Source organism: Rhodoplanes tepidamans, from assembly GCF_030813915.1.
Lineage (GTDB): Bacteria > Pseudomonadota > Alphaproteobacteria > Rhizobiales > Xanthobacteraceae > Rhodoplanes > Rhodoplanes tepidamans.
In genome coordinates this window covers 15875-35884 of record NZ_JAUSUJ010000040.1, presented here as the reverse complement: position 1 = coordinate 35884, position 20010 = coordinate 15875, and the positions used below count along the sequence as shown (strand labels likewise).

Sequence of the window (20010 nt, the reverse complement as noted above, 5' to 3'; positions counted from 1 at the left end):
TGCCTGCCGGCCTCCCTCTCCGGCAGACAGCTTGAATCACCTCCGCGCCGATTTGGGAATCCCTCGCGATTCACTCAGGTCGGGAACCGCTCTAGAGGCCGTGGGCCTCCCGCATCATCTCGGCGGCCCGCTCGCCGATGACGGCGCAGGGCGCTTGCGTATTTCCGGTCGTGACCCGCGGCATGATCGAGGCGTCCGCCACCCGCAGCGCGTCCACGCCGTAGACGCGGAGCGCCCCGTCCACGACCGACATCTCGTCTCGACCCATCTTGGCGGTGCAGCTCTGGTGCCAGTACGTGACCGCCGCGTCGCGGATGTAGCGATCGAGCGCGTCGCCTTTCAGGTCGCCCGGCATCACCTCGCCGCGAACGAACGGGCGGAAGGCCTGCGCATTGCCCAGCGCGCGGCAAAGCTCGACGCATGCGGCCGCCGTCGTCACGTCTCTGGCGTCGGACAGGAAGCTCGCATCGATCGCCAGGGGAGCGGCGGGATCGGTGCTCTGCAGGCGCAGACGTCCTCGACTCTCGGGGCGGGCGAGCCCCGCGAACATCGTCCATCCGTGCGCCGGCACGCCGCGCGCCGCCGTTCGTTCGCTCGGCACCGGAAACTCGACCTGGCAGAACAGCAGGTCCGGCGCATCCAGCTCGGGCCGGCTCTTCCAGTACATCGTCGCTTCGCTCCCGCTGTTTCGGGGGGCCAGCGGCTCCGACAGCTCCCAGGTGCAGCCGAACGACACATGGTCCTGCAGGTTCTGCCCGACGCCGGGGAGGTTCTGCACGACGGGGATCCCGAAGGTCTCAAGCTCCCGGCGATCGCCGACGCCCGAATGCATCAGGACCTTGGGCGTCTGGATCGCGCCCAGCGACAGAACCACCCCCGTCCGGGCGCCGATCACCATCGGCGTCCCGTTGTGCACGAGCTCGACGCCGACCGCGCGACGACCCTGAAACACGACCCGGCGCACGAGCGCCTGCGTGAGAACCGTCAGGTTCGGCCGATCGAGCCAGGGGCGGACATAGGCCCGGTAGAGCGAATGACGCCGCCCGTTGCGCACCAGCATGTCGGTGATGGCGGCGCCCCCGACCTGCTCCATCATGGGTCCGTTCGGATGATCGAACACCGGGATGTCGAGCTCGCGCGCGGCCTCCAGCATGGCCAGCGCGATCGGACTCGGAGAGGGTGCCGGCTGCACCCAGACCGGCCCTCCCGTCCCGCGGTACTTCGGATCGGGAGCGCCCTGCCAGCTCTCGATCCGGCGATAGATCCCGAGCACGTTCTCGTAGCCCCATCGCGGATCGCCGGCTTCCTCAGCGAAGAGCTGCCAGTCGTTTCGATGCCCGCGCGACCAGACCATGACATTGATGCTCGACCCGCCGCCCAGCCCCTTGCCCATCGACATCGGGATTTCGCGTCCGTCGAGATGAGGGTTGGGCTGCGCCTTGAATCCCCAGTCGCGGTCGCTGCCGAGATTGGTGGGCCACAGGGCCGGGTTCAGGACCGCGTCGGCGTCGTCGCTGCCGCCCGCCTCGAGCAGCAGGACCCGAACGTCGGAGTTCTCCGCCAGGCGCCGGGCGACTACGGAGCCGGAGGATCCGGCACCGCAAACGATGACGTCGTAGCTCGGCTGAAGGGCCGAGGTCAGCCGCGCCTGGTTCTCGTGCGCCCGTCGGGCGAAGTCCGGATGATCCGGCGAAGCAAGGTCGTCCATGATCACAAAATCCCTGTTCAGGAACCGGAGCTCGCCCGGGTGGTCGCTCCGCCGTGGAAAGGCCGGGGCCGGATCAGCGGGCGGCCCGTGAGGCGTCGCGTGCGGCGGCATCGATCACGTCGGCCACGGCGTGCGGCTGCGTCAGGAACGGCACGTGGCTCGCCTCGACTTCGGTGATCTCGGCGCCGATGCGCTCGGCCTGCCGCCGCAGCAGGCGCGGGTCGATCGCGCGATCCTGCGTCGCGACGACAGCCCGGCTGGGCTTCGTGCGCCATGCGGCTTGCGTCAGCCGGGTGCCGAAGATCGCCATGGCGATCGGCACCTGCGAGTCGCGCAGGAAGGCTGCGTCCGCATCGCTCGTGTCGCCGGCGAAGCCGGCCTTGAAGCGCTCCCGATTGACGAAGCCGAAGCCGTCGGGGCCGGGCTCGATCACGAACTCGGGCGGCGCCGGAATGTCGGCGAACTGGTCGCCCGTGCTCTCGCCGACATCGGGGGCGAGCGCCGAGACGTAGACGAGGCCCGCCACGCTCGGATCGACGCCTGCCTCGGTGATGACGGAGCCGCCGTAGGAGTGACCGACCAGAATGCTCCGACCCTCCTGGCGCGCCAGGATTCGCCGCGTGGCTTTCACGTCGTCGTCGAACGAGGTGAGCGGATTCTGCACGATGGTGACACGGTAGCCGCGAGAGGTCAGCTCGTCGTAGACGCCGCGCCAGCCGGAGCCGTCGGCGAAGGCGCCGTGAACCAGCACGACGCTTCGGACCGGCTGATCGTCCGGGATGCGGGTGCGGGGCTCGGCCTGCGCGGAGCCGCCGACAGCGGCGGCCGCGGCCGCCGCGACGATCGTGTTGCGGATGGGGGTGATCATGGTCTGCTCCTTGTGGGTCGAAGTCGGCTCGTGGGGTCGACGTCCGGGGTCGTGACGACGGCGAGAGCCGTTTCCGCTGATCTCGACCCACGTCCGCTCATCCCCGCGAAAGCGGGAATCCTGGGCCACACGTCACGTCGCCCTCGGTTCCCCGCCTTCGCGTTCCCGCGGCGGGGCGCGATCAGCCCAGGTCGGGGGCGTCTTTCAGGAGCTGCTGCCGCACGCTCGGATCGGGGTCACGGCCGACGATCCGGCCGTTGTAGAAGACCGCGTCCGACGGGGTCTGCACCATCGCCATGCCCTGATGCGGCGACTGGGAATGGCCGTACCGCGCCGGCACGATGTCGGCGGTGGGGACATCGCGTTCGAAGGTCCGGGCCAGCGCCGGGGAGGCGATGGCTGCGAGCGCCACGGCGGCGACCAGCGTGCGTCCGATGAGGTTGTTCATGGTTCCGTCTCCTGTCGGGGGTGGATCGCTTCGGGTCGAAGCGATCTCGATCAGGTAGACAAGCGGCGGGCGCTTTTATTCCGGCCGGTGCGGATCGCATCGCGGCGCGGCGAACCTCGGTGCGCCGTGCGGCCGGCGGCCAGTGCCGCCCGGGATGGTCGAGACGCGTTTCCGGGGAGCGCTCCTCACCATGAATCCGAGAGAATCCGTGATTTTCAGCAAGCCGCACGCTCGTGCGGTGGCCGGGTTCCCCGTCACATGGCCGCGCGGATGCGGGCCGCGGTCTGGCGCAGCGGCGCGAGAAACTCCGCCCGGGCTCGCGCCTCGGTGAAGGTCCCGGACGGCAGGCTGACATTGACGGCGGCCACGACGGTTCCGTCGGCGTCGCGCACCGGCACGGCGAGACCGCAGATCGATTCGTCGAGCTCGGCATCGACCCAGGCGGAGCCGGTGTTCCTCACCCCTTCGATGGCGGTGCGCAGGGTGTCGGGGTCCGTGACGGTGGCGTGGGTGAGCCGACGGAGCGGCGCGGACGCGAGATACGCCTCGAGCGCCGCCGCCGGCAGATTCGACAGCAGAACCCGTCCCATCGACACCGCATGCGCCGGCAGCCGGCTGCCGAGGGTCGGGCTGGCGCGCAGGATCCGATAGGTCGGCACCCGGACCACGTAGACGATCTCGTGCCCGTCGAGCACCGACATGGCGCAGCTCTGCCCGATCTCGGCCGACAGCTCCTCCAGCGCGAGCTGGGCCTGCCGCCAGAACGGCAGGGCATAGAGATAGGACAGGCCGAGCGTCATCACCTTCGGCGTGAGCCAGAAGCGCTTGCCGTCGTGGCCCGTGTAGCCGAGCTCGGTCAGGGTCAGGGCGAAGCGCTTGGCGACGCTGCGCGGCAGATCGCTCGCCTCCGCGATCTCGGCGACCGTCCGGCGCGGCGTGTCCCCCTGGCCCAGCACCTCGATGATCCGCAGACCACGGGCGAGCGCGCGGACGAAGGTTTCGCTCTCGACCGTCGCCATGCGCGCCGACTCCCGCCTTGACAGCCGCGGATCGCGACGGCAAGGTTCGCTAAGTGATCAATAAAGTTCGCCTGGCGGTTATTTCTAGCGCATCGCATGCAGCGGCGCAAGCCCCGGGTGACGGATACGAGGAAGCCCGAGGGGAGACGCATGAGTTCCGCGAGCGCCGTGGCGGTTGATTTCTGGAAGGACGAGAAGACGCGAAAGATGTGGGACGACATCGTCCCCGGGGCGCCCCGCAGGACCGTGCCCTATGTGCTGACCAGGGAGGCGATCCAGGCCTATTGCCGCTCGGTCGGCGACCTGCATCCGCTGTACATGGACGAGGCCTATGCGAAGGCCTCGCCCTTCGGCGGGCTGATCGCGCCGCCCTCGATCCACATCCTGCTGATGTTCGCCTGCACCCCGATGGACGACTGGATGCGCAGCCCCGGCACCGTCAATGCCGGCCAGTCCTGGAGCTACAACGTCCCGGCCCGGCCCGGCGACACCATCCGGATGGACGCCCGGGCGCTCGACAAGTTCATCCGCAAGGACCGTCTGTTCGTCATCCACGACAACGTGTTCTTCAATCAGAACGACGACGTGATCTGCTCCGGCCGCGGCTGGACGATCCGGCCGATGTGAGGACGGGCATGACCGAGATCCTGGAGAGGCAGAGCTTCGAGTCGCTCGCGATCGGCGACACCATCACGGGCGCGCCGTTCCATCCGACCCGTGAGACCATCCGCGACTTCTGCGAGGCGTCGCTCGACTACAACCCGCTGCACTGGGACGACGACTACATGAAGGGCAGCTTCGGCAAGACCAGCTTCGGCGGCATCATCATGCACGGGATGACCAATTTCGGCATCCTGACGAAGATGCTGACCGACTGGCTGTACCCGATGGGCGGCGTGCACCGGCGGCTGGAGACGCGCTGGAAGGCGCCCGTGAAGCCCGGCGACGCCATCGTGCCGACCGGCACCGTGACGGCCAAGAAGGAGACTGCGAAGAGCCGCTGGGCCGTGATCGCAGTGGAGATCAAGAACCAGCACGGCGCCACCATCGCGCAAGGGGAGGCCATGGCCGAGTTCCCGCCGGCACGGTGATGCGACGACCGTCGGCCCAGCGGCCGGCGGTCCGGACGACATAACAAAGACAATCGGGAGAGACGCCAATGACACGCCTGATCGCCGCCGCGCTCGCGGCGGCCCTGACGCTCGTCGCGCCGCCGGTGCGCGCCCAGAGCTGGCCGACGCAGCCCGTGAAGATCGTCGTGCCGTTCCCGGCCGGCGGCACCACCGACATCCTGGCACGCCTGGTGGCGGACCAGCTCTCGGCCAAATGGGGCCAGACCGTCGTGGTCGACAACCGGGGCGGTGCGAGCGGCACGGTCGGCTCCGAGCAGGTCGCCAAGTCGCCGCCGGACGGATACACGCTGATGATCACGGCGACCCATCACGTGATCAATCCGTCGTTGTTCAAGCAGCTCCGCTACGACACCCGGGCCGACTTCACGCCGCTCGCCCTGATCGCCTCGGTGCCGAACGTGCTGGTGGTGCATCCCTCGCTCCCGGCCGGGAGCGTGCAGGAGCTGATCGCGCTCGCCAGGAAGGAGCCCGGCAAGCTCAACTTCGGCTCGGCCGGGACGGGCGGTGCCAATCATCTCTCGGGCGAGCTGTTCGCCTTCCAAACCGGCATCAAGATCACGCACGTTCCCTACAAGGGCGCGGCACCGGCCCTCAACGACCTGCTCGGCGGCCATATCCCGATGATGTTCGATTCGCTGCCCGGCGTGGTGAGCCACATCCAGGCCGGCAATCTTCGGGCGCTCGGCGTCACCAGCCGCACCCGCGCCGCCGCCGCGCCCGACATCCCGACGCTCGACGAGGCCGGCGTGAAGGGGTTCGAGGCGACCGCCTGGTTCGGCCTCTACGGTCCCGCCAAGATGCCCGAGGCCGTGGTGAGCAAGATCTCGGCCGACGTCCGCGAGGTGTTGCACTCGCCGGCCGCGCAGGCCAAGTTGAAGGAGCTCGGCGCCGAGCCGGGCAGCCTGTCGCAGCCCGCCTTCGCCAAGTTCGTCTCCGACGAGATTGACAAATGGCACGGCGTCGTCACCAAGGCCGACATCCGCGCCACCCAATGAGCGGTCGCCGGCCCATGGCCGCGCACCCCAGTTCCGGACTCTCTTTGCTCATGACCTCTGCTCTCTCCCACATCCGCGTGCTCGATCTGTCGCGGGTGCTCGCCGGCCCGTGGTGCACCCAGAACCTCGCGGATCTGGGCGCCGACGTGATCAAGGTGGAGCGGCCGGGCGCGGGCGACGACACCCGCGCCTGGGGGCCGCCCTGGATCGTGGGACCAGACGGTGCCCCGGCCGCCGACTCGACCTATTATGCTGCGGCGAACCGCGGCAAGCGGTCGATCGCCATCGACATCGCCCGCCCCGAAGGGCAGGCGCTGGTCCGCGCCCTCGCGACGGCGAGCGACGTCCTGATCGAGAACTTCAAGGTGGGCGATCTCGCCCGCTACGGTCTCGACTACGCGAGCCTCGCGCCGGCGAATCCCGGGCTCGTCTACTGCTCGATCACGGGCTACGGGCAGGACGGGCCCGACGCCCACAAGCCGGGCTACGACTTCGTGTTCCAGGCCCAGGGCGGCTTGATGAGCATCACGGGCGAGCGCGACGACCGGCCTGGCGGCGGCCCTCAGAAGGTCGGCATCGCGATTGCCGACGTGCTCACCGGCATGTACGCCTCGATCGCCATCCTGGCGGCGCTCAACCACCGCAGCGTCACGGGCCGCGGTCAGTACATCGACATGGCGCTGCTCGACTGCATCGTCGCGCTCGGCGGCAACCAGGTGACGGGCTATTTCGCCAGCGGCAAGGTGCCGCACCGCTACGGCAACGCCCATGCGAGCCTGGTGCCCTACGAGGTGTTCGAGACCGCGGACGGGCATGTCGTGATCGCGGTCGGCAACGACACCCAGTGGCAGCGCTGCTGCGAGGAGCTGGGTCGCGCCGACCTCGCCGCCGACGAGCGCTACACGACCACCACGGGCCGCATTCTCGGCCGCGACGCCCTCACGGCCGAGATCGCCGCCACCCTGAAGACGCGCACCACCGCCGACTGGATCGTGGCGCTCGAGGCGCGCGGCGTGCCGTGCGGGCCGATCAACGACTACGCCCAGGTGTTCGAGGATCCGCAGGTGAAGCATCGCGGCCTGCGCGTTGATCTTCCGCGCGGCGACGGCGGCACGGTCGCCACCATCGCCTCGCCGCTGCGCCTCGCCGGCACCCCGCCGCGCTACGACCGCGCCCCGCCGCTTCTGGGCGAGCACACGGCCGAGGTGCTGGCCGATCTCCTCGGCAAGAGCCCCGAGGAGATCGAGAGCCTGCGCGACAGCGGCGTGGTCGGCGTCAGCCCGCCGCGCGCCGGCGCGACATCGTGTTGAGCGCGGAGCCGGCCCGGAACCAGTCGAGCTGCGCTGCGCCGTAAGTGTGGCGCAGCGCCAGCGTCTCCTGCGTGCCGTCGCCGTGCCGGACCACACAGGTCACGGCGTGGCCGGGGGCGAGATCGTGAAGGCCGACCAGGCTGATGCGATCGTCCACCCCGATCCGCTCGTAGTCCTCCGGCGTCTCGAAGGTCAGCGCCAGCAAGCCCTGCTTCTTCAGGTTGGTCTCGTGGATCCGGGCGAAGCTGCGCGCGATCACAGCGACGCCACCGAGGAGCCGCGGCGACAGCGCGGCGTGCTCCCGGCTCGAGCCTTCGCCGTAGTTCGCGTCTCCGATCACCACCCAGCGCAGGCCCTGCGCCCGGTAGGCGCGGGCGATCGCCGAGAACGAGCCGATCTCGCCCGTCACCACGTTGCGGCCGCGTCCCGTTTCGCCCGTGAAGGCGTTGACGGCGCCCATGAACATGTTGTCGCTGAAGCGGTCGAGGTGGCCGCGCAGGTTCAGCCACGGGCCGGCCGGCGAGATGTGGTCCGTGGTGGTCTTGCCCTTGGCTTTCAGCAGCACCGGCATGTCGGAAAAATCCGCGCCGTCCCACGCCGGCCAGGGATCGAGCTGCTGCAGCCGCTCGCTCGCCGGAGCGATGGCGACGACGACGTCGCGGCCGTCGGCCGGCGGCATCACGCATGTCTTGGTGCCGCTCAGAAAGCCGTGGGACGGGACGTCGGGGGCCGGCTGCGGCGGGGCGAGGCGGAACGGCGTGCCGTCGTCGCCCAGGAGCGTGTCGGTGAGCGGGTTGAACGACAGCCGACCAGCCAGCGCGAAGGCCGTGACGATCTCGGGGCTGGCGATGATGTTCATGGTGCCGGCGCGGCCGTCGTTGCGACGTGGAAAATTGCGGTTGTACGAGGTGGCGATCACGTTCGGCGTCTCGGCGGCCGGATCGGCACGGCGCCACTGCCCGATGCAGGGGCCGCAGGCGTTGGCCAGCGCGACGGCGCCGATCTCCTGCAGCGTCTCGAGCTGGCCGTCGCGCGAGATGGTGGCCCGTACCGTCTCGGAGCCCGGCGTCACCATCAGCGGCACGGCGGCGCGCACGCCGTGCGCGCGCGCCTGCGCGGCGACGTCGGCGGCCCGGCTCATGTCCTCGTAGGACGAGTTGGTGCAGCTCCCGATCAGCGCCGCCGAGAGATGGTCGACGAGGTTGTCGTCACCGCACGCGACCGCCGCGGCGAGCGCCGAGATCGGCCGGGCGAGGTCGGGCGTGTGCGGGCCCGAGACATGGGGCTCCAACGCCGAGAGATCGAGCCGCACGACGCGGTCGTAGTGGCTTTCGGGGTCGGCCTCGACCTCCGGATCGGGCACCAGCAGATCGCGGTTCTGCTCGATGACGGGGACCAGGTCGCCGCGGCCGGTGGCGGCGAGATAGCGGGCCATCCAGTCGTCGTAGGGGAACATCGACGTGGTGGCGCCCAGCTCGGCGCCCATGTTGGCGATGGTGGCCTTGCCGGTGGCGCTGATGGTGCGGGCGCCCGGGCCGATATACTCGATGATCGCGTTGGTGCCGCCCGACACCGAGAGGGCGCCGGCGACATGCAGGATCACGTCCTTCGGCGCCGCCCAGCCGTTCAGCGTGCCGGTGAGATGCACGGCGATGCGGCGCGGATGCAGCAGCTCCCACGGCAGGCCGGCGATCACCTCGACGGCGTCGGCGCCCCCGACCCCGACCGCGCAGGTGCCGAGCCCGCCGCCGTTCGGCGTGTGCGAGTCGGTGCCGATCAGGAGCTGGCCCGGGAACGCGTAGGTCTCCAGCACCACCTGATGGATGATGCCGGCGCCCGGCTCCCAGAAGCCGCAGCCGTAGCGGGCCGCAGCGCTGCGGAGAAAGCCGTAGACCTCGCCGTTCTCGGCGAGCGAGGCGGCGAGGTCGTCGGCCGCGCCGGTGCGGGCCTGGATCAGGTGGTCGCAGTGGATCGTGGTCGGCACCGCGACGCGGTCGAGCCCGGTCTGCATGAACTGCAGCATGCCGCTCTGGCCGAGCACGTCCTGGAACACGACGCGATCCGGCCGCAGCGCCAGATAGGCGCGGCCTGGATCGAGCTCTTGTGTCTCCGGCGCGTCGAGGTGGCCGTACAGCACCTTCTCGGCCAGCGTCAGCGGCCGGCGAAGCCGGCCCCGCACCACCGCCAGGCGGCGCGCCATCGTGGCGTAGAGGGCGGCAACGGACTCTCTGGTCGGATCGATCGTATCGGTCGGGCTCGCGGACATGGCGGCGTCTCCTGCTGAGATCGCCGCATCCCTAGTCTCGTGCCGTCAGTCGATCCATACTATGCTTCAATCGAAATCCATATGTTTGGGATATGACAGATGGAGCTCCGCCACCTCCGCTACTTCGTCGCCGTCGCCGAGGAGAGCCACATCACCCGCGCGGCCGAGCGTCTCGGGCTGCAGCAGCCGCCGCTCAGCCAGCAGATGAAGGCGCTGGAGCGCGAGCTCGGCGTCCAACTCCTGCGCCGCCGTCCGCGCGGCGTCGAGCTGACCGCGGCCGGGCGCAGCTTTCTGGCCGATGCGCGCGCCGTGCTGGCGCAGGCCGAGCACGCCGTGGCGGGTGCCCGCCGCACCGCTCGCGGCGAGCAGGGCCAGATCTGCATCGGCTTCACCAGCTCGGCGCCGTTCCACCCGCTGGTGCCGCGGCTGATCCGGACGTTTCGCGAGGCGTTCCCGGGCGTCGCCGCGACGCTGGAGGAAGGCGGCACGCTGGAGCTGGTCGACGGCGTGCAGCGTGAGACCGTCGACGTCGCCGTGGTCCGCACTCCGGTCGAGGCGGAAGGTCTGGTCGTGCATCCCCTGCTCGCCGAGCCCATGGTGGTGGCGCTGCCGCGGGCCCATGCGCTGGCCGCCGGCGGCGCCAGCGCGTCACTGCCGCTGAAGGCGCTGGCCGGCGAGACCTTCATCCTCTACCGCCGGCGCAGCGGCCCGGGCCTCTACGACGCCATCATCGGAGCGTGTCGGGCGGCGGGATTCAGCCCGGTGGTCGGTCAGGAGGTGCCGCGTATCGTCTCGACCCTCAACCTCGTCGCCGCCGGCCTCGGCCTGTCGCTGGTGCCGGAGTCGCTCGCCCGCATGCAGATGGACGGCGTCGTCTACCGCCGCCTGAAAGGCCGCGCGATGCCGACGGCACCGCTCCTGCTGGTCGCCCGCCGCGGCGACCCCTCCGCTACGGTGCGGCAGTTCCTGTCATTGGCCCGCAAGACGGCCGAGGGCCCTGCGCCGTAGCGACGCGTTCGCAGCAGCGGACGTCACCTCGCCCCGGCCCGCACCAGCTCGGGGCGGTACTCGAAATGCATCGTGTCGTAGTGATACCACTTGCCGCCCCAGACGAAGCCGTGGCGCTCGAACGCGTCGACGATCTCCTGCGGCATCCGGTTCCGGTAGGGGATCGGGTCGGTCTTCTTCTGCCACAGCCAGTAGTCGGAGACCTCGAGGTTGAGGTCGATGGCGGCGCCGTAACCGTGCATGCTCATCTTGCCCGTGTCGGCGACCGGCCGGCAGGCGAGCACACCGGCGATCGGGAAGGCGGCCCGGCGGATCGCCGGCGGTAGCGCCTCGATCTCCTCCGACACCGCCTTCAGCCGGTCGGCGACGCCGTTGACGGCGGTGACCGAGATCCGCTTGCCCCAGCTCTTCGGCAGCCAGACGATCGACACCATGCGGGCCTGCACCTCGCCCTTGGTGCAGTCGCCGTACATCTTCTTGAAGAAGGCTTCGTTGCGGAAGCGGCCCGGATCGTCGTTCACGGCGGGCGGCGTCGCCAGCCGTCCGGTGCGGTAGGGCAGCTTCATCTGATCGAGGATCGACGGGTTCGCCAGCAGCTCCTTGAACGGCTTGTCGGACCGGCCGTCGGAGACCGGCATGACGGTGCCGTCCCGCCAGTAGAGCTTGTCGCCGTCGTGGCGGGCGAGCCTGTCCGGATAGGCGGCGACCAGGGCGTCGAGCAGCTCGTGCGGCGAGGCGGCCGACGCGGGCGCTCCACCGGCGAGCCCGGCAGCGGCAACCGCAAGGCCGGCGAGCGTGAGACGCACGAGCGACGGGCGGGCACGGGGCATGGGCCACCTCCACGCGGCCCTCATACCATGCGCCACGCCACCAGGATTTGACGCTGGTCGGGATTCAGATAGGAGCAGGCGAGGGTGAAGTTCGACAGGGTGCAGACGAAGCTGTCGCAGCGGGCGAGCGTGAACAGATCGGTCGCAGCCTCGACGCCGGCCCGGATACCGTCGGCGCCACCGCCCGCGGCGGCGAGACGGTAGTGGGTCTGATGGCCGACGCCGTCGACGAAGCCCATCGCGTCGACCGTGCCGCGGGCCGCCGCGTCGGCCCACACGAGCAGATCGTCGATCGAGCTGCGCACCGCCTCGGCCTGCCAGCGCACCCGCGTGCCGTAGCGCAGCCGGAACGCGGCGAGCGCCAGCTCGGTGTCGGTGGCGAGGAACAGGCTCGCATCGGGCGTCTCGTCGAGCAGCCGGTCGATCGCGCCGAAATAGTCGGCGAACAGCACCAGACCCTGCTCGACGCCGTGCGACGGGTGGCGCACATGCACGCCGATCCGCGGCGCCGGAAGGTCGGCGAGCATCGTCTCGACCGCGGACGCGACCGCCGGCGCCGGGCGCAGCAGCGGACCGAGCGTCGCGTGAGTGCGTTTGCGCCACTCCGGGAAATCGGGCCGGGCGTAGAGCGCGCGCGTCGCCGCCGGGACGCGGAACACCGGGTCGGCGGCGAGGCCCTGCGAGCGCGGCAACTGCATCAGCAGGGCGCTATCGTGATGGCGGGGATCGCCGTCCCGATAGACGAGCGGCGCGAAGAAGGCGAACCAGGCGTTCTCCTGCACGGCGTCCAGATAGGGGAACTGGCGCAGCATCGTCCCGGGCGGCAGCGCGGCCGCGGAGAACAGCGGGAACACCTCGCGGCCCGCCATGATGGTCCCGGCGACGAAGTTCACGTTGGAGACCAGGCCGGCGTCGCGCGGCGGGAAGCAGCACGCGCCGGTGCCGGGCTCGGAGGCGTCCGCCGTCGCGGCGCTGAGATGCCGACGGCCGAGCAGGCGGCCGAGACGACGCGGGACGAGCCGGACCATGGAGCGTCCGTCAGACCGCCGCGACCGGAGCCGCTGCGCTCTGCGCTTTCCCGGCCGCCAGCATGGTCGACGCCGGCGCGGCCGGCGCGGCGTCCGCCCGCACCGCCTCGACCTGCGCGGCGATCCACTCATAGGTCGCGGCGAGGCCGGTCTGCAGCGGCTGCGACGGGGCCCAGCCGAGCCGCTCGCGGATCAGCGTGTTGTCGGAATTGCGGGCCCGCACGCCGGTCGGCCCCGGCACGTGCCGCCGCGTCAGCCGCTTGCCGGCGATCTCGCACACCATGTCGACCAGCCGGTTGATGGTGACCGGGCGGTCGGAACCGATGTTGACCGGGCCTTCGAAATCGGGTGTCCGCATCAGGCGCAGCATCCCCTCGACGCATTCGTCCACGTAGAGGAACGAGCGCAGCTGCTCGCCGTCGCCCCACACCTCGATCTCGCCGCCGTCGCGGGCCTCGGCGACCTTTCGGCAGATCGCCGCCGGCACCTTCTCGCGGCCGTCGGTCCACGCTCCGTACGGACCGAAAACGTTGTGGAAGCGGGCGATGCGGTTGCGCATGCCGTGATTGCGGTTGAACGCGAGGTAGAGCCGCTCGCAGAACAGCTTCTCCCAGCCGTACTCGCTGTCGGGATCGGCCGGATAGGCGCTCGCCTCGACGCAGTCGGCGCTGTCCGCGTCGTGCTGGTGGTGGCGCGGATACACGCAGGCCGAGGAGGAGAAGAACACGCGCTCGCAGCCGGCCAGCCGGCAGGCCTCCAGCACGTTCAGATTGATCAGCGCCGAGTTGCGCATGATCGCCGCGTCGTTGTCGCCGGTGAAGATGTAGCCGGCGCCGCCCATGTCGGCGGCGAGCTGATAGACCTCGTCGAAGCGGCGGTCGATCACCGACCGGCAGACGGCGGGATCGCGGAGATCCCCGATCGTGAAGGTGTCGATGGGGAGCGCGCCCCAGGCGGGCGATGCGATGTCGACCCCGTGCACGCTCCATCCGTCCTGCTTCAGCCGGCGAGCCAGATGCCCGCCGATGAAGCCGCCGGCGCCGCACACCAGCGCCGTTCCGCCGTTGTTCATGACGCGAACCCGCGAGTTTCTTGACCGCCGGGTTTATACAACCTCCTCTTGCGCCGCCGCTGGATTTTTTCTGAATGTGACAAAGCTGGCCATGGCGTCGACGGCGCCCCCGAAGGGCGTGCCCGTGATCTCGATCGTGTTAGGAGTATTTTAACCGGCCACGGTCCGTTTCCGATTCGTGTTTCGAGATCGGAGCGAGAACATCTGATCCATCCGCCAGAAGTCTCGTGTTCTCGGGTCTTCGTGATCTCAATGTTTTGTTTACCGTCCAGGGTTCGTTTCCGATTCGTCTTGTTTCCTGGATTGTTCTTTTGCTTATGGATTGCGGTGTTCTCTGGTCGGTGTTCGCGATTTCGGAAACGAAGGACGGACGCGAGTTCGCATCGCCCGCAGGCGACCGATCCGGCGATGCATTGCTCGTCGGATGTCCGGTCCTGCGGCGACCCGGTTCCGCCGGCGGTCGGTGCCGGCGGCTCGCAGCGAGGCGGCGATCAGTTCCAGGCCAGCGCGCTCGCGACGGCGTTCATCTATCCGCAGGTCACCGATCCGACCGTGCTGCTGTTCGCCGGCTTCGCCTCGGGCATCACGCTCTCCGGCATGATCGGCGGCTACGGAGCGCTGATCTCGGAGAGCTATCCGACCCAGGCGCGCGCCACCGCCCAGAACATCCTGTTCAACTTCGGCCGCGGCGTCGGCGGCTTCGGCCCTCTGGTGGTCGGCTGGCTCGCCAGCAAGTACTCGCTGCCGGCGGCGCTGTCGCTCCTGGTGATCGCCTGGGCGATCGACATCGTCGTCACCGTCACGATGATCAAGGAGCGACGCGGTGAACCGCTGACCTGAGGTCGAGCCGGGGCGGGCCGCAGTGCCCCTCCGGCGCGAAAAATCCGCGCAGGGACGCCGGCCATGTGCCGGCGTCCGCATTAACGCCCTGTTTACCGGCCTCTCTCCGTTTCCGATTCGTCTTGTTTCGCGGAACGTTCTCGGAGACGCCTGGATGACCCTCCTGTCCGCCGGCCGACGCGCCGTCGTGGCCCTCGCCACCCTGGCGATGTTCGCCCTCGCCCCCGCACCGCTCGCCGCCGCGCCCGATCCTGCCTTCCAGCAGTGGCTGCAGTCGCTGTGGCCGGAGGCCCAGGCGCTCGGCGTCTCCCGCGCCACCTTCGACCAGGCGATCCGCGGGCTCGAGCCCGACCTGTCGCTGCCCGACCTCGTGATCCCGGGCCGTGCCCAGGCGCCGCCGCGCGGCCAGGCCGAATTCGTCCAGACGCCGGCCGAGTATCTGCGCGATAAGAACCTCGCCAGTCTCGCCGCCACGGGCCGCAAGCTCTACGAGCAGCATCGCCAGACCCTGAAGGGCATCGAGGAGCGGTTCGGCGTGCCGGCCTCGGTGGTGCTGGCGATCTGGGGCCGCGAGACCGCGTTCGGCTCCTACAAGCTGCCGCACGACGCCCTGCGGGTGCTGGCGACGCAGGGCTTCTACGGCCGCCGCAAGGACATGTTCCGCACCGAGCTCCTATACGCCATGAAGATGCTGCAGGACGGCACCCCGCGCGCCGACATGCGGGCGTCGTGGGGCGGCGCCATGGGGCTCACCCAGTTCCTGCCGTCGGAGCTCTACAAGCACGGCATCGATTTCGACGGTGATGGCCGCTACGACATCTTCCGCTCCGTGCCGGACGCGCTCGCCTCGGCGGCCCAGCAGCTCCACGCCAAGGGCTGGCAGCGCGGCAAGCACTGGGCCTACGAGGTGACGCCGCCTGCCCGCGGCTTCGACTGCACGATCGCCGATCCGGACAACGTCAAGCCGCTGCGCGCGTGGCTGGCCGCCGGCTATGTGCCGGCGGGCGGCCGGCGCCCGGGCGCGGCCGATCTGGACGAGCCGGCGTCGTTGCTGCAGCCGGCCGGCACCCACGGGCCGTCCTTCCTGATCCTGAAGAACTATTACGTGATCAAGGACTACAATTTCTCCGACCTGTACGTGCTGTTCGTCGGCAACGTCTCGGACCGGATCGCCGGCGGCGGACCGTTCGTGCGGGCGTGGGACAAGGTCGTCCAGCTCCGCACCGCCGACCTCGAGCAGATGCAGAAGCATCTCGCCGCGCTCGGCCTCTACCGCGACAAGATCGACGGCAAGGCGGGGATGCGCACCCGCCTCGCGCTCGGCGCCTACGAGAAGCAGAACGGCCTGCCGCTCGACTGCTGGCCGGACGCGTCGGTGCTGGACCACATGCAGGCCCGCGCGGGCCGCTGAGCGGCGGCTCTACAAAACGAGACGGCCGGCGCAGGGCCGGCCGTCGAAGCGTCATGATGCGTCGTGATCGGCGAGGTCGCGCCGATCAGGGGCAGAAGTAGCGCGGCCGCGAGTAGCCGACGAACTCGCCGTACGGCCCGTAGATCGGCCGGCGCGCCCAGTAGCCGCCCGGGCAGCCGACCGGCACGGCGCCCGCATAGGCCGGATACGGCGCCCAGCCGGCTACCGGCGCGTAGCCCGCATACGGCGGCGGGGGCGGCGGCGGGGCCACATAGACCGGCTCGCCATAGGCCGGGCGGGAGCTCGCGATGGCGCCGCCGATGATGGCGCCGGCCGCCAGGCCGCCGAGCACGCCGGCTGCCACGGCGCCACCGCTGGGGCCCCGGCGATAGTAGTACTGGGCATTGGCGTCGCTCGCCGGCAGCAGCAGTGTGGCGGCCAGTGCCGCCGCCGCGACAGCAGTCAGGGTTCGGATCATGGTCCCCTCGTGAGGCTCCGATGGATGGGCCGCGCGCCCGGACATGCGCAGTCGGGACGGGGGTCCGGGGCGCCGACGATCAGCCCCGTGCGGCTGACGGCGTAGCTTCGATAAACCGGTCCAATTTGTCGTTAGTAGGGCGTCGTCTCAGCCCGCCCCGCTAAAGCGTTGAGCGTGATGAACAATCGTTAATAGCAGATCGGCGCCGTCCGCCATCGCCATCCGTACTCGGTCCACACCCGCTGGCGCTGGAGGAAGCAGCCCGGCGCCGGCGGCACCGCCGGTCCGTAGAGGCTGCTCCACGGCAGCGGGCCCCAGGCGGCCGGTCCGGGCGCCGCATAGGGACCATAGGCGTAATAGCCGTTGTTCGCCGCGAGCCCGCCGACGATCGGACCGGCGAGCACGCGGGGCCGTGCGCGGCGATCGTGCGATTCGTCGGCGGCGACCGGGGCGGCGGCCGCCAGCATCAGGGCCGCAGCCGTGCCAGCGGCCGCGAAGGTGCGGAGCCCGACCCGCCGCGCCGACGTCGTCGCCCTGCTCGCAGTCCTGCTCGGGTGGCTTCTCGTCATCGGCTGGTCCTTTCGAGGGGCGGCGGCGCGGTTCGAGGGGCGTCGGCGCGGTCCGAAGACGAAGGCGAGTCCTCGGTGGAGGTAAAGATCGTTTAATCGGACGCGAGTACAGTTGCTTCAAATCGAGGCGATCTTCGCCCGTGCCCGAAGCGACGATGATGCCCCCGGTCCGCCTCCTCATCCAGTGTCTTTTCGCCGGACGGTCCTATGCGGGGCCTGGCCAGACGGCACGGACTCGGCCGGCGACCGCGCCGCCGGGCGCCCGCCGATGAGAGCCGTCGAGGCAGCCCCCGGCAAGTCGGTCCGGGCGAGCATCAAGGGCGTCGGGCCGTTCGCCGTGGCGATCGTCCTGATGCTCGCCGCGATCGTCGGACCCGCCGCCTACCACGCCGATCAGATCGCCGGCGGCCGGGAGCTGGTCACCGGGATCGACACCGATGTCCGGCGTCATCACCTTCTCCGCCGTCTCGACGACGACTTCAGCGGCGTGTTCGGAGCCGTCGCCGGCGGCCTTCCTAGGATCGACCAGGCGGAGCGCGACCGGCTCCTGGGCGACGCGAGCGTCGCCATGAAGCGCCTTCTGCTGGTCGATTCGTCGCTCGACCGGCTGATCTCGGCGACGGCGGGCATCGTGCCGGCGCAGGACCACATCGCGCTCTGGAACCACACCAACACGATCGCGGACAGTCTCGACCGTATCGCCAGCCGGGAGGGGCGCGACGCGACCGAGGACCAGCGTGCCGCCGACGTGCTGCGGCTCTACGGAGTCGTGACGGCCGCGCGCGCCATCATCGATCGCATCGACGCCCTGCTCGATCGCCATATCCAGGAGCAGCTCGAATCGTCGCATGCGCTGGTCGGCACCGCGGCGCCGACGCTGTGGCTGATCAGCATCGCCGGCGCGATGATCGGGGGTGCGGTGCTGCTGTTCATGACGGCCAGCATCCGCCGCCTGAGCCGCGCCCGCAGCGATCTCGAGGCGAGCCAGGCCGAGCTGTCGAGCCAGAACCATCTCTTCAAGGACGCGCTCGAGAGCATGAGCCAGGGCCTCTCGATGTGCGATGCGCACGGGCACCTGATCGTCTGCAACCGGCGCTTCGTCGAGATGTATGGCGGGCCGGGCCTGACGATCGAGCCCGGGATGCCGTTCGACGACTTCGCCCGCGGGCTGCGTGCGACCGGCGTCGTCGATCCCGACAGCCGGCTCGACGTCGCGCCGACCGAGGACGCGTCCTGGATCGAGACGCTGGCGAACGGCCGCATCGTCGGCGTCAGCCGGCGGATGCGGGCGTCCGGCGGCTGGGTCGGGACCCACGAGGACATCACCGAGCTGGCGCGAGCCCAGCAGCAGCGGGCCGAAGCGGAGGCCGAGTCGGTGCGGGCGCGCGAGCAGGAGCATGCCGCCGAGGCGGCGTGTCGCGCCAAGTCCTCGTTCTTCGCCATCATGAGCCACGAGATCCGCACGCCGCTGAACGGGCTGCTCGGTCTCGCCGCGACTCTCCTGGAAACCAGCCTCGACGCCGATCAGCGCAGGACCCTGGAGGCGATCAACCAGTCGGGCGAGAGCCTGCTCGCCATCCTCAACGACATCCTCGATCTCTCCAAGCTCGAGGCCGGTCGGGTGCAGTTCGAGGCGGTCTCCTTCTCGCCGCGCGAGCTCGCCGACGACGTCGTGGGGGTGCTCGGGCCGCAGGCGCGGACCAAGGGCGTGGCGCTGTTTCTCTCGGTCGCCGGTGATGTGCCGGCCCTGATGCTGGGCGACCCGGGGCGCATCCGCCAGGTGCTGCTCAATCTGGCCGGCAACGCGCTGAAGTTCACGCCGGCCGGCGGCGAGGTGGAGCTCGTCCTCGGCTGCGTGGTGCGCGGCGGCGAGGCGGCGACGCTCGAATGGGCGGTGCGGGATACCGGCATCGGCATCGCGCCGGAGCGTGTCGGCACGCTGTTCTCCGACTATGTCCAGGCCGACTCGTCGATCAACCGGCGCTTCGGCGGAACCGGGCTCGGGCTCGCCATCTGCAAGCGGCTGGTCGAGCAGATGGGGGGCGAGATCGGGGTGCGGTCCGAGCTCGGCCGCGGCTCGACCTTCGCGATCGCGCTGCCGCTGCCGGTCACCGACGCACCGCGCAAGCGCGGCGCCGGCGGGCCGGTGTCGCACGCCGCCTTCACGGCGGCCCTCGGGCGGCTCGGCCGTCCGCTCCGGCTGCTGCTTGTCGAGGACAACGGCACCAACCAGCTCGTCGTCACCCGGATGCTGAAGGCCTTCGAGATCACCATCCGGATCGCCGAGGACGGGCTGCAGGCGCTCGCCGCGGTGGCCGACTTCCCGTGCGACGTGATCCTGATGGACGTGCGCATGCCCGGCATGGACGGGCTCGAGGCGACGCGCCGGATCCGCACGCGCGGCGGCCGCTGGGCGACGCTTCCGATCGTGGCGCTGACCGCCAACGCCTTCCCGGACGACATGCGCGCCTGCCGTGAGGCGGGGATGACCGGTTTCATGGCGAAGCCGGTGCGCAAGACGGTGCTGATCGAGACCCTCGCCCAGGCCGTCCAGGCGGTCGCCTACGGGGGCGCCGGGGTCGAGGAGACCGGGGGAGACGAGCCTGGCGCAGGCGCCGACCGGCGCGCCCCGGCGCGCCGCGGCGGCGGCCGGACGCGCCGCACCGCCGACGTCGCGCCGCCCGTGCACGATCCCGCCGTCGCGGCCATGCTGCGCGAGGAGATCGGCGACGACGGCTTCGCCGAGACGCTCGCCTGCTTCCTGGACGACTCGCGCCGCCGGCTCGAGGTGCTGGGCCGGCTCGCCGCCGGCGTCGATCGCGAGACGCTGGGGATCGAGGCGCACACCCTGAAGGGGGCCGCGGGCGCCCTCGGCTTCCGTCGGCTCGCCGAGATCGCACGGGCACTCGAGACCGAATCCGCGGCGATCACGGCCGCTCGCGCCGCCGAGCTGAGCCGGCAGCTCGAGGCCGCGTTCGCAGAGGCCGACGCGGTGGCGCAGCACCTGCGCGCCGCGTGACTGCGGAC

At 70.5% G+C, this 20010-nt stretch carries 17 protein-coding genes and 1 pseudogene; 8 read left to right on the top strand and 10 right to left on the bottom strand.

Annotated elements, in window-relative coordinates:
* Positions 1–91: 91 nt before the first annotated feature.
* The 4 genes from J2S22_RS29580 to J2S22_RS29565 form a co-directional block, all read right to left on the bottom strand.
* Positions 92–1708, bottom strand: coding sequence for a GMC family oxidoreductase (locus J2S22_RS29580; RefSeq protein ID WP_272780885.1), 1617 nt, complete (start codon positions 1706–1708; stop codon positions 92–94).
* 73 nt (positions 1709–1781) lie between these two features.
* Positions 1782–2576, bottom strand: a complete 795-nt coding sequence (locus J2S22_RS29575; RefSeq protein WP_307155912.1) for an alpha/beta fold hydrolase — start codon at positions 2574–2576, stop codon at positions 1782–1784.
* Positions 2577–2757: 181 nt separating this feature from the next.
* Positions 2758–3024, bottom strand: a complete 267-nt coding sequence (locus J2S22_RS29570; RefSeq protein ID WP_272780141.1) for a hypothetical protein — start codon at positions 3022–3024, stop codon at positions 2758–2760.
* A gap of 254 nt (positions 3025–3278) precedes the next feature.
* A complete protein-coding gene (locus J2S22_RS29565) occupies positions 3279–4043 on the bottom strand; it encodes an IclR family transcriptional regulator domain-containing protein (RefSeq protein WP_272780142.1) in 765 nt (254 codons plus the stop codon).
* A gap of 150 nt (positions 4044–4193) precedes the next feature.
* Between J2S22_RS29565 and J2S22_RS29560 the strand changes: the two genes are divergently transcribed.
* From J2S22_RS29560 to J2S22_RS29545, 4 genes are all read left to right on the top strand, one after another.
* Positions 4194–4670, top strand: a complete 477-nt coding sequence (locus J2S22_RS29560; protein ID WP_272780143.1) for a MaoC family dehydratase — start codon at positions 4194–4196, stop codon at positions 4668–4670.
* A gap of 8 nt (positions 4671–4678) precedes the next feature.
* Entirely contained in the window at positions 4679–5134 is a 456-nt protein-coding gene (locus J2S22_RS29555; protein WP_272780144.1) for a MaoC family dehydratase, read from the top strand.
* A gap of 68 nt (positions 5135–5202) precedes the next feature.
* A complete protein-coding gene (locus tag J2S22_RS29550; RefSeq protein ID WP_272780145.1) occupies positions 5203–6171 on the top strand; it encodes a tripartite tricarboxylate transporter substrate binding protein in 969 nt (322 codons plus the stop codon).
* Positions 6172–6221: 50 nt separating this feature from the next.
* Entirely contained in the window at positions 6222–7481 is a 1260-nt protein-coding gene (locus tag J2S22_RS29545; RefSeq protein WP_272780146.1) for a CaiB/BaiF CoA transferase family protein, read from the top strand.
* Here the strand turns inward: J2S22_RS29545 and J2S22_RS29540 are convergent.
* On the bottom strand, positions 7447–9747 hold the full coding sequence (locus tag J2S22_RS29540) for an aconitate hydratase (RefSeq protein WP_272780147.1): 2301 nt from the start codon (positions 9745–9747) through the stop codon (positions 7447–7449). The two genes, J2S22_RS29545 and J2S22_RS29540, sit on opposite strands and share 35 nt — an antisense overlap.
* A 99-nt stretch (positions 9748–9846) precedes the next feature.
* Here J2S22_RS29540 and J2S22_RS29535 point away from each other — a divergent pair, with 99 nt between their 5' ends.
* Entirely contained in the window at positions 9847–10755 is a 909-nt protein-coding gene (locus J2S22_RS29535; protein WP_272780148.1) for a LysR family transcriptional regulator, read from the top strand.
* A 23-nt stretch (positions 10756–10778) separates the two neighbouring features.
* Here J2S22_RS29535 and J2S22_RS29530 read toward each other — a convergent pair whose 3' ends face one another.
* The 3 genes from J2S22_RS29530 to J2S22_RS29520 are packed head-to-tail and all read right to left on the bottom strand — an operon-like array spanning position 10779 to position 13685.
* Positions 10779–11585, bottom strand: coding sequence for a M15 family metallopeptidase (locus J2S22_RS29530; protein WP_272780149.1), 807 nt, complete (start codon positions 11583–11585; stop codon positions 10779–10781).
* A 20-nt stretch (positions 11586–11605) separates the two neighbouring features.
* On the bottom strand, positions 11606–12613 hold the full coding sequence (locus J2S22_RS29525; protein ID WP_272780150.1) for an O-fucosyltransferase family protein: 1008 nt from the start codon (positions 12611–12613) through the stop codon (positions 11606–11608).
* A gap of 10 nt (positions 12614–12623) precedes the next feature.
* A complete protein-coding gene (locus J2S22_RS29520; protein ID WP_272780151.1) occupies positions 12624–13685 on the bottom strand; it encodes an NAD-dependent epimerase/dehydratase family protein in 1062 nt (353 codons plus the stop codon).
* A 408-nt stretch (positions 13686–14093) separates the two neighbouring features.
* Here J2S22_RS29520 and J2S22_RS29515 point away from each other — a divergent pair, with 408 nt between their 5' ends.
* Complete coding sequence (locus tag J2S22_RS29515; RefSeq protein WP_272780152.1) at positions 14094–14525, top strand: MFS transporter; 432 nt, start codon at positions 14094–14096, stop codon at positions 14523–14525.
* Positions 14526–14679: 154 nt separating this feature from the next.
* On the top strand, positions 14680–15936 hold the full coding sequence (locus J2S22_RS29510) for a lytic murein transglycosylase (protein WP_272780153.1): 1257 nt from the start codon (positions 14680–14682) through the stop codon (positions 15934–15936).
* A 244-nt stretch (positions 15937–16180) separates the two neighbouring features.
* On the opposite strand, the pseudogene J2S22_RS29505 reads toward J2S22_RS29510, so the two are convergent.
* Positions 16181–16414 (bottom strand): annotated as a pseudogene (locus tag J2S22_RS29505) (hypothetical protein); the annotation flags it as partial.
* Positions 16415–16602: 188 nt separating this feature from the next.
* On the bottom strand, positions 16603–16983 hold the full coding sequence (locus J2S22_RS29500) for a hypothetical protein (RefSeq protein WP_272780155.1): 381 nt from the start codon (positions 16981–16983) through the stop codon (positions 16603–16605).
* 268 nt (positions 16984–17251) lie between these two features.
* On the opposite strand from J2S22_RS29500, the gene J2S22_RS29495 reads away from it, so the two are divergent.
* Positions 17252–20002, top strand: a complete 2751-nt coding sequence (locus J2S22_RS29495) for an ATP-binding protein (protein ID WP_272780156.1) — start codon at positions 17252–17254, stop codon at positions 20000–20002.
* The last annotated feature ends 8 nt before the right edge of the window (positions 20003–20010 follow it).